The organism is Promicromonospora sp. NPDC060204, from assembly GCF_042728455.1.
Classification (GTDB): domain Bacteria; phylum Actinomycetota; class Actinomycetes; order Actinomycetales; family Cellulomonadaceae; genus Promicromonospora.
Genome location: NZ_JBHWZO010000031.1, coordinates 21,915 through 34,760 on the forward strand (window position 1 = coordinate 21,915; position 12,846 = coordinate 34,760).

12 protein-coding genes are annotated in these 12,846 nt (G+C 73.3%); 7 read left to right on the plus strand and 5 right to left on the minus strand.

Annotation, left to right across the window (positions count from 1 at the left end):
- Nucleotides 1-203: 203 nt before the first annotated feature.
- Nucleotides 204-575: a helix-turn-helix domain-containing protein gene (locus ACFWEJ_RS06585; protein ID WP_377228395.1), complete on the minus strand. Its 372-nt coding sequence runs from the start codon at nt 573-575 to the stop codon at nt 204-206.
- A 587-nt stretch (nt 576-1,162) separates the two neighbouring features.
- On the opposite strand from ACFWEJ_RS06585, the gene ACFWEJ_RS06590 reads away from it, so the two are divergent.
- Complete coding sequence (locus tag ACFWEJ_RS06590; RefSeq protein WP_377228396.1) at nt 1,163-1,873, plus strand: GNAT family N-acetyltransferase; 711 nt, start codon at nt 1,163-1,165, stop codon at nt 1,871-1,873.
- A gap of 1 nt (nt 1,874) precedes the next feature.
- On the opposite strand, the gene ACFWEJ_RS06595 is transcribed toward ACFWEJ_RS06590, so the two are convergent.
- Nucleotides 1,875-2,552: a hypothetical protein gene (locus tag ACFWEJ_RS06595; RefSeq protein ID WP_377228397.1), complete on the minus strand. Its 678-nt coding sequence runs from the start codon at nt 2,550-2,552 to the stop codon at nt 1,875-1,877.
- A gap of 102 nt (nt 2,553-2,654) precedes the next feature.
- On the minus strand, nt 2,655-3,299 hold the full coding sequence (locus ACFWEJ_RS06600) for an MSMEG_1061 family FMN-dependent PPOX-type flavoprotein (RefSeq protein ID WP_377228398.1): 645 nt from the start codon (nt 3,297-3,299) through the stop codon (nt 2,655-2,657).
- A gap of 64 nt (nt 3,300-3,363) precedes the next feature.
- On the opposite strand from ACFWEJ_RS06600, the gene ACFWEJ_RS06605 reads away from it, so the two are divergent.
- The 5 genes from ACFWEJ_RS06605 (at nt 3,364) to ACFWEJ_RS06625 (ending at nt 10,766) form a co-directional block, all read left to right on the plus strand.
- Nucleotides 3,364-5,583 (plus strand): DEAD/DEAH box helicase, encoded by a 2,220-nt coding sequence (locus tag ACFWEJ_RS06605; RefSeq protein WP_377228399.1) that lies wholly within the window; start codon nt 3,364-3,366, stop codon nt 5,581-5,583.
- 78 nt (nt 5,584-5,661) lie between these two features.
- A complete protein-coding gene (locus ACFWEJ_RS06610; RefSeq protein ID WP_377228400.1) occupies nt 5,662-8,199 on the plus strand; it encodes a tetratricopeptide repeat protein in 2,538 nt (845 codons plus the stop codon).
- 134 nt (nt 8,200-8,333) lie between these two features.
- Nucleotides 8,334-9,215 (plus strand): hypothetical protein, encoded by an 882-nt coding sequence (locus tag ACFWEJ_RS06615; RefSeq protein ID WP_377228401.1) that lies wholly within the window; start codon nt 8,334-8,336, stop codon nt 9,213-9,215.
- Nucleotides 9,212-9,988, plus strand: a complete 777-nt coding sequence (locus ACFWEJ_RS06620; protein WP_377228402.1) for a hypothetical protein — start codon at nt 9,212-9,214, stop codon at nt 9,986-9,988. The genes ACFWEJ_RS06615 and ACFWEJ_RS06620 overlap by 4 nt, the downstream gene beginning before the upstream one ends.
- A gap of 31 nt (nt 9,989-10,019) precedes the next feature.
- Nucleotides 10,020-10,766, plus strand: coding sequence for a metallophosphoesterase family protein (locus ACFWEJ_RS06625; protein WP_377228403.1), 747 nt, complete (start codon nt 10,020-10,022; stop codon nt 10,764-10,766).
- A 13-nt stretch (nt 10,767-10,779) separates the two neighbouring features.
- Here the strand turns inward: ACFWEJ_RS06625 and ACFWEJ_RS06630 are convergent, their stop codons facing one another.
- Complete coding sequence (locus ACFWEJ_RS06630; protein WP_377228404.1) at nt 10,780-11,550, minus strand: class I SAM-dependent methyltransferase; 771 nt, start codon at nt 11,548-11,550, stop codon at nt 10,780-10,782.
- A 252-nt stretch (nt 11,551-11,802) separates the two neighbouring features.
- On the opposite strand from ACFWEJ_RS06630, the gene ACFWEJ_RS06635 reads away from it, so the two are divergent.
- Nucleotides 11,803-12,033 carry a helix-turn-helix domain-containing protein gene (locus ACFWEJ_RS06635; RefSeq protein ID WP_377228405.1) on the plus strand — a complete coding sequence of 77 codons (231 nt, stop codon included), beginning with the start codon at nt 11,803-11,805 and terminating at the stop codon, nt 12,031-12,033.
- A 139-nt stretch (nt 12,034-12,172) separates the two neighbouring features.
- Here the strand turns inward: ACFWEJ_RS06635 and ACFWEJ_RS06640 are convergent, their stop codons facing one another.
- Nucleotides 12,173-12,805 carry a metallophosphoesterase gene (locus tag ACFWEJ_RS06640; RefSeq protein WP_377228406.1) on the minus strand — a complete coding sequence of 211 codons (633 nt, stop codon included), beginning with the start codon at nt 12,803-12,805 and terminating at the stop codon, nt 12,173-12,175.
- Between the last annotated feature and the right edge of the window lie 41 nt (nt 12,806-12,846).

Consider the following 12,846-nt stretch of genomic DNA (forward strand, 5'->3'; position numbering starts at 1 on the left):
TGAGCGGCCGGGCCCAGCGGCTGGAGCGAGCGGCCGGGCCCAGCCGCGGGACCGAGCGGCGGGACCGAGCGGCTGGCGTGAGCGGCCGGACCCAGCGGTTGGCGTGAGCGGCCGGACCCAGCGGTTGGCGTGAGCGGCTGGGCCGGGCGGCTGGCGTGAGCGGCTGGACCGGGCGGCTCGCATGAGCGGGGAGCAGGCGGGGCTCAGGCGTAGTTCCCGGCGAGCTCCCGCACCGGCTTGCGCGGCTCGGTGACCAGCACGGCGACCTCGCACCCGAAGAGCCGGGCCAGCACGCCGACCTGGTCCAGCGTCCAGGCGGTCCGGCCCCGGAACCGCTCGGACACGGCGGCCCGCGACAGCCCGACCTCGGCGGCGATCTGCCGCTGGCTCAGGCCACGCCGCGCGGCCTCGAACCGGACGGCCGCCGCGCACACCAGCGCCAGGCCGTCGAGGTACAGGGTCGGAGCCCGTCGCGGCGCGACGACGGGGGCGGTGGCGTCGTCGTCGAGGTCGGGGTCGAGGGTGCCGTCGAAGATCGGGTGGCGGTCCAGCGGGTCGTAGTTGGTGCGTGCCATGCGACCAGCCTGCCCGGCGGCGGGCGCTCGCGGAGCCTGTCCACAGGTCCGCCGGGCCTTCCTCCGAAACAGGGCCTTCCGGGACCCGGTTCGCGCGAGGCCGGACTCGAGCGCGAGCAACTGGTCTGATGCTTTGCGGTCGGAGGCCGCGGGGTCGGAGGGCGCGGGTGAGGAGGCCGCGTGGTTGGAGGCTGCGGGTACGGAGGCCGGGGGTGAGCGTGCCCAGGGGCAAGGCACGCCCGGGTGAGGGGTGTCGGCTGCGGTGAACTCCGTTCGTCTCGGCCCCGACGAATTCGGCTTGGGTGGACTGTTCGGCTGAGGCAGATTTGTCGGGGTCCCGGCAGCCGAAGTTCACCGCAGCCGACACCCCTCGTCCGCGTGTGGCTTGCCCCCGCCCGCGACACGCCGTCGGCTTCCGCGACACGCTGAAGGGTGCGATTGCTCGTCGGCCTCGTCGGCCTCGTCGGCCTCGTCGGCCTCGTCGGCCTCGTCGGCCTGTGGTGCGCGGTCGGTGCCCTCGCGGCCGGCCGGGGTGGGGTCCCGATTTCAGGTTGCCCCCGTCCGGCGGGACCTGGAACGGTCGGGCGATGGATCTCGCCACCGCCTTCCCGCCGTTCGGGCTCCGGGTCACCAGCGACGACCTCGAGCTGCGCCTGCCCGACGACGCCGAGCTCGTCCGCCTGGCCGACGTCGCCGCGGCGGGTGTTCACCCGCCCGAGCGCAAGCCGTTCCTCATCCCGTGGAACCTCGGCGAGCCGGACGAGGTGCGGCGCGGCTTCCTGCAGTTCCACTGGGCGTCGCGCGGCAAGGTGTCGCCCGAGGCCTGGGGGTTCGAGCTCGGGGTGTTCCGCGACGGCGAGCCCGTCGGCGTGCAGGGCGTGGGCGCCAAGGCGTTCGCCGCGACGCGCTCCGCCGGAACCGGCTCGTGGCTCGGCCTGGCCCACCACGGCCAGGGCATCGGCAAGCGCATGCGGCTGCTGGCGCTGCACCTGCTGTTCGAAGGGTTCGACGCCGCCGTCGCCACGACCGAGGCGTTCGACGACAACCCGGAGTCCAACGGCGTGACGCGGTCGCTCGGCTACGCGCCGAACGGCGTCGCGCTCGTGGACCGGCAGGGCGCGCCGGCCACGGAGAACCGCTACCGGATGACCCGCGAGATGTGGGCGGCGCGGCCGGACCTGCACCGGCCCGACGTCATGCTCGCGGGTGTGGCCCCGGTCCGGGCGATGCTCGGTCTGGACGAGCAGGGTCCTGACGAGCAGGGGCCGGACGAGCAGGGGCCGGACGAGCAGGCGTGACCTACTTCTTGGCGAGCGCCCACCAGATGATGCCGCCGATCAGGAGCAGGAAGCCGAGCCCGCCGATCAGGAGGCCGATCAGGAGGACGAGCCCGCTGCCGCCGATCCCGGCCACGCTATCGGCGTTGAACGGGCCGCTCACGGCGATGCCGACGTCGTCGGTCGCCACCTGCGGGTCGACGACGATCGCGTGCGTACCCTCCTCGTCGGGGACCAGCACCCCGACGGGGTGCACCGTCCAGCCGTTGACCTCCAGGGAACCGGACTGGTTCGGCCGGCTGATGCGCACCGGGCCGCTCGGTCCCTGGGCGCCCACCGACGAGGTGGGCAGGCTGGCCGACGAGTCCTGCGCGACCTCGAGGACGAGGTAGGCGCCCCGCTCCTGGACGTCGAAGGTCACGGGCGTGGTGGACGGCCCCAGGGCGATCGCGTCGCTGCCGGCCGTCCCCTCGCTGGTGACGAGGTCCGTGGGTACCAGCTCGACGATGCCCCGGGCGGCCCCCGCGAACCCCACGACGGCCACGATCACGCCCACCAGCAGGACGCCGATCGCGCTGAACGTGAGCACCTTGGGGCCGGTCCGCCGCGGTCGTGGCGGGGGGTACGGCTGACCCCCGCCGGGCACGGGCCGCGGCGGGACGGGGCCGGGTGCGGGCTGTTCCGGAGGAGGCGCAGACATGCTCGCATCGTCTCTCCGTGCCCGGGGGCTGCCAACCAGAGCCGCGAAGTTCACCCCGGCCCGGCCAGGCCAGCCCCGGCAGGCCCGCCCCGGCAGGCCTGCTCAGCCGTAGATGGTCTCGGCGTACCTGGGGCCGTAGTACGCGTCGAGCTCCTCGATGCTGGCGTCCTTGCGCTCCAGGGTCCGCGAGATGACCGCGCGGCGCGGCACCGACTCCTGCCCCCACGTCTCGGGGTCCCAGGTCTTCGAGCGCAGGAACGCCTTGGAGCAGTGGTGGAACACCTCGTCGACGTCCACCTCCAGCGCGAGCACCGGCACGTTGCGGCGCACCTGGAGATCGGCGAGGTAGGGCGCGTCGCGCACGAGGCGGGCTCGCCCGTTCACGCGCAGCGTGTCCCCGCGGCCGGGGATTACGAAGATCAGCCCCACGTGCGGGTTGGCCAGCACGTTCAGGAAGCCGTCGGTGCGCCGGTTGCCGGGACGCTCGGGGATCGCGATCGTGTGGTCGTCCAGCACCCGCACCAGCGACCCGGCCGGGTCGCCCTTGGGGGAGACGTCGAGGTTGCCCGCGGCGTCCGACGTCGCGACCAGGCACAGCGGCGCGGCCTCGAGCCACTGCCGGTCGAGCTCGTGCAGGGCCGGGCGGACCTTGCCCGCCGCCGCGCCGAGCGGCGGCGGGATGATCTCGCGGAGCTCCTCGACCGTGGTGACGGGCGTCCCGCCGAACTTGCTCTGCTCGTGGGTCATGCCCCCCAACATAGACCCGTCGTAAATGGGGCATGTCAGACCATCCGGGTACGCTCGCAGCGCCATGACCGAGCAGACGACCCTCCCCAGCCCAGCACCAGCCCCCGCCGTCGGCCCGCCGCGGCCGTGGAAGGCGCGCGCGGCCCGCCGCGTCCTGGAGCGGGCCGAGTCCCTGCTCGACGACGCCCGGCTGCTCACCACCGCCGACCTCGGCCTGCGCGAGCGGGTGCGCGACGCGTACACGGCGACCCGCGAGGTGCGCGTCCACGCCGACCTGCGCACCGTCCCCGTCACGGCGCTGGAGGAGCGGCGCAAGAAGCTGCGCGTCGCCGTCCTGGAGAAGGCCGGCTTCAAGCACGTCACCCAGGTGCTCGTCGCGGGGACCGACCGGCTGGTGGAGGCCGGGATCGGCGCGGGCACCGCGAAGCTCGCCACGTCCGCCGCCCGCGAGCTCGCCGACGAGGTCGACGCCGACCTGCGCTTCCGCATCGACGTCGACCCCGACGACCCGTACGCCACCGTGCTGGTCCAGTCCCTGTACGCGTTCGGCCTGGCCACCGACGCCCGGCACCGGCACCTCGACGAGGCGCGCCGCGTGGCCGACGTCGTCCCCGCGCACCTCGAACCCGCCCGGCTCGCCACCAGCGTCTGGCGCCGGCTCGTCGCGCCCGCCGACCGGAAGGCCGGCGCCCTCGCGGCCGTCTCGGCGCTCGCCGAGCAGGTGGAGGCCGCCCGCCTGACCGACGACGCGCGCGCGGTGCGCGCCGCCGTCGGGCAGCCGCCGGAGGGCGGCGAGGTGTGGGCCGACTTCGAGGCGCGGTCCGCCGAGTACTACGGGCTGCTCTCGCAGGTCGTGGACCTGGGCGACGACCACGAGGCCGCGGAGGGCGGCCTGCCCGCCGATGTCGTGCGGCGCGTCGAGGCGCAACCCCTGGACCGGACCCTGCTGCGGGCCAACCTGCGCGGCTACCAGCAGTTCGGGGCGAAGTACGCGCTGGTGCAGCGGCGCACGATCCTCGGCGACGAGATGGGGCTGGGCAAGACCATGCAGTCCATCGCGGTGGCCGCGCACCTGATGGCCACCGGCGGCACGCACGTGCTGGTGGTCTGCCCCGCGAGCGTGGTGACCAACTGGAAGCGCGAGGTGGAGCAGCACTCCGACCTGACCGCCGTGGTGCTGCACGGCACCGACCGGGAGCGGGCGGCGGAGGGCTGGCTCACGGACGGCGGCGTCGCCGTCACCACCTTCGAGGTGCTCGGCCGGCTCGACCTGCCCTACGACCTGCGGCCCGCGCTCATGGTCGTGGACGAGGCGCACTACGTGAAGAACCCCGAGACGCTGCGCGGCCGCGAGGTGCGCCGGTGGGCCGACCGCTCCGACCGCGTCCTGTTCCTGTCCGGCACGCCTATGGAGAACAAGGTCGCCGAGTTCAAGAACATGGTGGGCTACCTGCAGCCGGAGGTGGCGGGCCAGCTCGACCCCAACGCCGGGCTGTCCGGCGCCAAGGCGTTCCGCCGGATCGTCGCGCCCGCCTACCTGCGCCGCAACCAGGAGGACGTGCTCACCGAGCTGCCCGAGATGGTGCAGGTCGAGGAGTGGGAGCAGTTCGGCCCCGTCGACGGCGCCGCCTACCGCGACGCCGTGCTCGCCGGGAACTTCATGAAGATGCGCCGCGCCGCGTTCGCCGTGTCCGCGGCCGACGACTCGGCCAAGCTGGTCCGCCTGCGCGAGCTCGTCACCGAGGCCGTCGACGCCGGCCGCCGCGTCATCGTGTTCTCCTACTTCCTGTCGGTCCTGGAGCAGGTGACGGACCTGCTCGGCGATCTCGCGATCGGTCCCCTGACCGGATCCGTGCCCGTGGCGGAGCGGCAGACCATGGTGGACGCGCTGTCCGCGCCGGGCGGGCCGTCGGTGCTGGTCAGCCAGATCACCGCCGGCGGAGTCGGGCTCAACGTGCAGGCCGCGAGCGTCGTCATCTTCTGCGAGCCGCAGGTCAAGCCGACCATCGAGGCGCAGGCCGTCGCGCGCGCCCACCGCATGGGCCAGACCCGCACCGTCCAGGTGCACCGGCTCCTGGTCGAGCAGTCCGTGGACCAGCGGATGATGGAGATCCTCGGGTCCAAGTCGGCCCTGTTCGAGGAGTTCGCCCGGCAGTCCGAGATCACCGACGCGTCCCCGTCCGCGGTCGACGTCGCGGCGCCGGCGGAGGCCGCGTCGTCCGAGGCCACGCTGTCGCGCACCATCCTCGCCGAGGAGCAGGAGCGGCTGCGCCGCACACCATGACACACACCATGAGATGACCCTTGGCCGCCCATTTCGGTGTGATAACCGCTTCGCGTGGGATTGGGGTTCACTGACGGTGTGTCCACGTTGTCGTCACGTCGCCGTACGGCGCTCGCGCACACGATGTCGCCCGGACGGCTGCTCGCGCCGGACCGACACGTCGTGCCGTTCGTCGGCCGGCGCGCCGAGCACGCCTCGCTCGTCGTGTGGTGCACCAGCCCCGAACCCGTGGGGGTCCGGCTGGTCACCGGCCCGGGCGGGGTGGGCAAGACCCGCCTCGCCCGCGAGCTCGCCCAGCACATGGCCCGCGCCGGCTGGACCTGTCTGAACGTTCCCGACGGCGCCGAGCCGCGCGCCCTGGCCGCCGTCCCCGATGGCGCCCCGGCCCTCCTGCTGGTCGACGACGCCGACGCCCGCGGGCCGGCGCTCGCCGACCTCCTGGCCGACGCCGCCAAGGGCCGCAACGGCGCGCTGCGGATCGTGCTGGTCGCGCGGGCCGCTGGCCCGTGGTTCGACCGGCTCGCGGCGACCGGCCTGGCGGTCCGGGCGCTGCTGGAGGCGGGCCGGGCCCGGGAGGGCCTCCCGGCCGCGGTGCTGCCCGGGCAGGTGGACGCGCGGGTCGTGGCGGCCTTCGTCGAGCCGTACGCGGATGCCCTGGGACTGCCCGCGCCGCAGGTCTCGGTGGCCTCGGTGCCGGGCGGCGCCCGGATGCTCGACCTGCAGGCGGCCGCACTGTGCGCCGTCCTGCGCGCGCAGGCGCACGGATCGCGGGGGCCCCGGGGTGCGCTGCCCGTCGACGTGTCCGACGCGCTCGACGAGCTGCTGGAGCACGAGCGCTGGACCTGGTACCGCTCCGCCGAGGAGGCCGGGCTGCTGGGCGAGGCGGGCCTGCTGCCCGAGGCCCTGGACGGTCTCGTGGCCGCGGCCACCCTCACCGGCGTGCGGACGGCGGACGCGGCCGAGCGCCTCGTGCGCCGCGTCGCCGCCGTCCTGCCGGGCGTGCGGCCGGGCGCGGAGCACGACGTCGGCCGCTGGCTGCTCGACCTGGATCCGCACCGCGCGCTGCCGGCCCGCCTGGTGGACCCCCACCTGCTGGCCGAGCTCACGGACGTTCCGGCGCTGCTCGGTGCGTGCCTGGCCGGGGCCGGTACGCCCGCGGCGCGCCGGGCGGCGCTGCGCACGGCCGGGATGGCCGTGGACCGCCTCGACGGACGCGCCGGCGACCTGGACGCAGCCCTCGACCTGCTCGGCGCGGCGGTCGCCGCGCTCCCCGCGGACGCCGACACGCTGCGCACCGTCACGGGCGTGCTCCCGCGCCCGTCGCTCACGCTCGGCGAGCTGCGCGCCGAGGTCGCGCTGCGCACGCTCGCCGCCACCGGACGCGACGACGTCGCCCGCCGCGCCGAGGCCCTGGCCGACGCCGGTCTCGCGCTGGGTGACGTGGGCCGGGCCGCCGACGCCGAACCGTACGAGCGGGAGGCGGTCGCCCTGCTCCGCGATCAGGCCCAGGCCGACCCGCAGCGGTACGGGCCGCGGCTGGCCGCCGTGCTGGCGCACCTCGGCGCCACCTGCGCGGCCCAGGGCCGCCCGGGCGACGCGCTGCCCTGCCAGGAGGAGGCCGGGTCCCTGCTCCGCCTCGTCGCGACCGCCCATCCGGACGCGGTCGCGTTCGACCTGGCCGCGGCAGAGACGGCTGCGGCGGCGATCCGCGCCGAGCTGGGGCAGCCGCTGGTCGCGCTCGGGCCGAGCCGTACGGCGGCCGCGCTGTGGCGCGAGCTCGCCCGCCGCGGCCCCGAGCGGTGCGCCGCGCCCCTGGCCCGCGCGCTCACCGACGTCGCGCGCCGGCTGCTGGAGCTGGGCCGCGGCGCGGAGGCGCCGGCCCCCGCCGAGGAGGCGCTGGAGCTCCTGCGCCGCCTGGTCGCGGCCGCCCCGGACGAGCACCTGCCCGGCCTCGGCGACGCGCTGGAGGTGCTCGGGGCCGCGCTGACCGCGCAGGGGCGGACCGAGGAGGCGACGGCGCACCTCGTGGACGCCGTCGCGGTCCGGCGGCGGACCGCCCAGGAGAACCCGGGGCGCTACCTGGCGGACCTCGCCCGCTCCCTCCGGGCGCTGGGCGCCCGGCTCTCCGACGCCGGCCGGTGGGAGGAGGGACGCGGGCTCCAGCAGGAGGCCGTCGAGGTGCTGCGGCGCCTCGCGGCCGAGGACCCGGGGCGGTACGTCCCCGAGCTCGCCGAGGCGCTGTCCGCCCTGGGCGTCACCCACTCCCGGCTGCACCGGTCGCAGGAGGCGCTCGACGCGGAGCACGAGGCGACCAGGACGTGGCGCGGCCTGGCCGACGCCGACCCGCACCGGTACCGGGCCCGGCTCGCCCAGTCGCTGAGCAACCTGGGCGCGCTCCTCGCCGTCCTCCGGCTGGGTGACGAGGCGGTCGAGCTGGTGCGCGAGGCCGTCGCGCTGCTGCGGGAGCTGCTGGCCGAGAACGCCGCGAAGTACCGGCCGCGGCTGGTGGAGGCGCTGCGGACGCTGGCGCTCGCACTCCACGACCAGGAGCGGTTCGACGAGGCGCGGCGGGCGAGGGCCGAGGCGCTGGAGCTCGGGGGACTGGTCGCGGCGTAGGGGTGGCCCGGTCGTACCGGACGCGGGCTGTGCGAAACTGATGTTTCGTAATTATGTAGACTTGACCAATTTGTTGCCTTAGCCTTGTGTCACAAGGACCAGGTCGTTGTGCGCGAGCCCTGGGGGTGGTCCACATGCAGAACTGGGCACGGGGAAGTCTGCTGGTCGTCGCGCTCGGCGCGATGTCGAACCTCGCTCTCACGTTCATTCCTGACGTGATGCCGCACCGCGTGACGGTGGCGATCGTCTGGTCCACGGCCGTGGCGACGGGAGTGATCGCGGTCGTCTACCTGTTCGAGCAGACCTTCGCCGCACGCCAGCGCGTGCAGCGCGAGGCCGAGCAGGAGCGTGCCCGGCTGGTCGACGAGCTGCGCCAGTACCGCGGCATCGAGTGGGTCAGCGCGGACCGCGAGCACCGGAACGCGTCGCTCGACATCTGGCGGACGGCGCGCCGCCAGGTCGTCGTGTTCGGCTTCGGCATGACGAGCGTCGCGCGCGACCCCAACCTGATCTGGGCGATGGTCAACCGCGGCGTGGACGTCGACGTCATCAAGGTCGACCCCGAGTGGCTCGTGGACCACCCCGCCATCGCCGCGACGATCGACAGCTACTACGACCGGGACGAGGCGTTCATCGGCCAGGTGCTCCAGGCGCACGACCGGCTGGAGGGCCTCGCCCGGCAGATCAACGAGGCCGGAGGGGGCCAGCTGAACATCCACACCTACCGGACCACCGTGCAGTACAGCGGCTCGATCCGGGACCCCGGCACGCCCGAGGCGTCCGGCTACGTGGAGTTCCACCTGTACCGCAAGTCCATCGAACGGCTCGGCATCGGGCTCAAGCAGTACGACGGCGAGGACGACCTGAACCCGCCGATCCTGCAGCACGTGCTGCACTCGCTCGCGCTCGCGGTGGGGCACCCGGTGCCGGCTCAGCGCCGGCCGCCGGCCCTGGGGCCGGGCGACGAGGGCATGGTGCTGGGCGAGGAGGGCGGGCGTCCGGGGGCGGTGCGGTGACCGGTACCGGGGCCTGGGCCCGGGGCGGCCTGGTCGTCGTGGTGCTCGGCGTCGCCTCCAACCTCGCGCTGACCTTCGTGCCCGACGTCGTTCCCGATCGGGCGGCCCAGGTCATCGTCTACTGCATGACGGCGGTGGTGCTGGTGGTGGCGCCGCTCTGGGTGTACCGAGAGGTGGTCGAGTCGTCGCGCCGGCTGGAGGCGGAGCGGCGTCGGATGCGGGGGATCGAGGCGGTCGGCACCGACTACAGCCGCGAGGGCGACACCTACGAGGTCTGGGGTGTCGCCGAGGAGCGCGTCCTCTGCCTCGGGGTGGGGCTGACCGGGATCTCGATGGACGAGGACCGCATCCTGGAGGCCGTCCGGCGCGGGGTGCGGGTGGACTTCGTGATGGTCGATCCCGTTTGGCTGCGCGCACACGCCCAGGTTCAGGAGCTGGTCGACACCTATTACGCCGAGGACGTGTTTCTCACGCGGGTGGAGCGGTCCTGTGCCAAGCTCCGGTCGCTTTCCGAAAGGTTCGACGGGAGTGGGTCCGAGGGGGCCGTTCACGTGCACACCTATCGGTCGTGGGTGCAGCACAGCGCGACCATCGCCGACCCGTGGACCGATCACGCCAGGGGGTATCTCGAATTCCATGTCTTTGGTCGCCGGCCAGCATGGGTTCGCCTGGTGGCGTCCGGGTTCGAGGGGCCGCGCGGTGGTGGGTCCTATGTGTCGAACGCTCTCCGCGAGATCGACCGCCTGCTCGGATACCGCCTGGAAAGCGCGTGACGCAGAGGCGGGATGTGGGACGATCCAAAGCGTGCCTTTAGAGCGAATTGCCCTGATCAGTGACGTCCATGGCAACCTCACTGCCCTCGACGCGGTGCTCGACGACATCGAGTCACGCGGGATCGAGCGGGTCATCAACCTGGGTGACCTCGTGGGCAAGGGGCCACGGGGGAGCGAGGTCGTCGACCGGTGCGACAAGGCGTGCGACGTCAACATCCGGGGCAACTGGGACGATCTCCTGCCGGTGTGGGGCGACGAGTCGTCGCTGGAGATGATCTGGTGGCGCGACGAGCTGCGCCAGGACCAGCGCGACTGGCTCCGGGCGCTGCCGCTCAGCCACGATCTCCTGATCAGCGGCCGCCGCATCAGGCTCTTCCACGCCTCCGCGACGAGCCCGCACGTGCGCGTGCGCGCCCACCACACGGCCGCGGAGTTCGACGGGATGTTCGCCAACACGCCGATGACCGGCGGCGGGGCGCAGCCGTCGATGGTCGGCTACGGCGACATCCACGACACGTTCGTCGAGGTGGCGCACGGCCGCACCCTGTTCAACGTGGGCAGCGTCGGCAACCCCCTGGACGAGCCCGTGCCCTGCTACGCGATCCTCGAGGGGGTCGTGGACGAGCCCGCCCAGGCGCCGTTCGGGCTGCAGTTCGTCCGCGTGCCCTACGACGTCGAGGGCGAGATCGCGGCCGCGGCCGGGCTCGGGATGCCCGCGCTCGACCCGTACGCCGTCGAGCTGCGGACCGCCGTGTACCGGGGGGTCCAGGGTGCGTGAGCAGGGCGCGTGATCAGGCGGGCCGGGTCACCACGACGTCGACCCAGAGCTTGCCCGGGGAGTCCGGGTCCACGATGACCCAGGGTTGCACCGGGACCTTCGCGCCGTAGACCTCACGGGCGGCCTCGCCGACGAGCCAGACGAAGGTCCGGTAGGTGTAGTTGTTCCGCCAGCGGGTGGCGCCCTGCCCGTCCGCCCCGACCTTGACCTCCAGGCCGCCGCTGTCCACCTCTTCGGCTGTCGTCGAGATCAGGGCCGTGCCGCCCGGGGCGACGTGCCCGAGCACCTTGCGCACGGCGTCGTGGTCGGCCTCGGGTGGGAAGAGGTGGACGAAGGCCGTGGCCAGCACCAGGTGGAAGCGCCTGCCGTCGAGCGAGGCGGTCGCGCCGTCCTCGTCGGCGTAGCGGCCGGCCAGGAACTCGCCGTGCAGGATCGACGGCTTGTTCGGCAGGGTGGGGTCGGACATGAGCTCGCGCGCGGCGGAGACCATCGGCGCCGAGAAGTCCACCCCCGTCACGCTGTACCCGAGCATGGACAGCACGCGGGAGTGGGTGCCGTCCGCACAGCCGACGTCGAGAGCCGTCGGCTGCTCGGGTCCGGTGATCTCCGGCAATCGTTTGGAGAGCCACTTCTTGGCGTTCTCTTGGCGCGTGTCGGTTGTGCCCTTGTATGTTCCGGCGAGTAGATCGTAGGCGGCGCGGTTGATATCAAGAATTTCCTGGAGATCCGGCTGCCTGCTGCTGTCCGCAGGATTCAGTACGGGCACTGCGGACGGCGCAGCCATCCATCCCCCTCGCGCACGAATGGATCGTTTCGATCCGCCATTTGACAACAAAACGCCGAGTCGCACGTCGGGACCGGCCGAATGCCGCTAATCGTGTCACAACTTCCGGGCACTTGCTTTCACATGTTCCCCCGTTGTGCGTGAGGAATTATCGCGACCCTGCCCCGACGGGAGAAAAGAATCATCGGCCGATATCGAAACTCGCACCGATTCGACTGGACTCCGGGTACCGGAACGCGCAAGACTGGCTGTGTGAACGAGATCACATTGGAAGCCGAAGCCGCCAATCCGCACGAGGACCTCACCACGCTCGAAGCCGCGCGGTTGCTGGGAGTCTCGAAGCTGCACGTCATCGACCTTCTCGAGGCCGGTGAGATCGACTATCACATGGTCGGTGCAGACCTGATGTTCAGCGCCGCGGAGATCGAGTCGTACAAGTTCGACCGGGAACACCGCGACGCGGAGTCTCTCGTATCCGCATGACCCCCGCGTCGCGGACGACGCCCTGGCGTATCCGCTGACGCAGTGCGTGTCCCGCGAACCTGCGGCCCCACGCACCTGACGCCTGAGCGCACGTTCATCACCTGCGAACGTGCGCTCTTGTCATGTCCGGCCCGCCGCGTCACGCCCAGGCCAGCGGCTCCAGGTCGCGCGGCCCGTCCGCCATCAGGCCCGCGATCGTGCCGGCCGCGACCGGCTGCCCGCCCCACGCGTCGACGCCGACGTTGATCTGCCGCCCGCGCTGCCGCCAGGTGTCGTGCACGTGGCCGTGCACCACCCAGCCGCCCCGGTCCGCGAGCCGGTACTCGACGAACCGGTCCGCGCCGTGCGAGTCGCCCTCGAAGGGGAAGTGGGACAGCTCGAAGGTCTGGCCGTCGGCGGTGACGGGCTCGGGCCGGTCGTGGATCTCGGCGAAGCCGGCGGCCAGGTAGCGCTCGCGCTCCTTCGTCCGACGCCGCTCGCGCGCCTCCGGCTCGCCCTTGCGCAGCGCGCGGTCGCCCTCCCAGCACCGGTCGTGGTTGCCGGGCACGAGGATCTTGCGCCCCGCGAGCTTCCCGATGTTGGCGAGCGACTCGTCGAGGGCGCCGAGGGCGACGTCGCCCAGCACCCACACGGTGTCGTCCTCGGTGACCGTCTCGTTCCAGAGCTGCACGAGGCGGGCGTCCATGGCCCCGACGCCGGGGAACGGGCGGTCGCAGAAGCGGATGATGTTGAGATGTCCGAAGTGCAGGTCGGACGTGTAGTACGTAGTCATGTCGGAACGTATTCAACCGGTCCCGTGCCGCCGAGGGAACC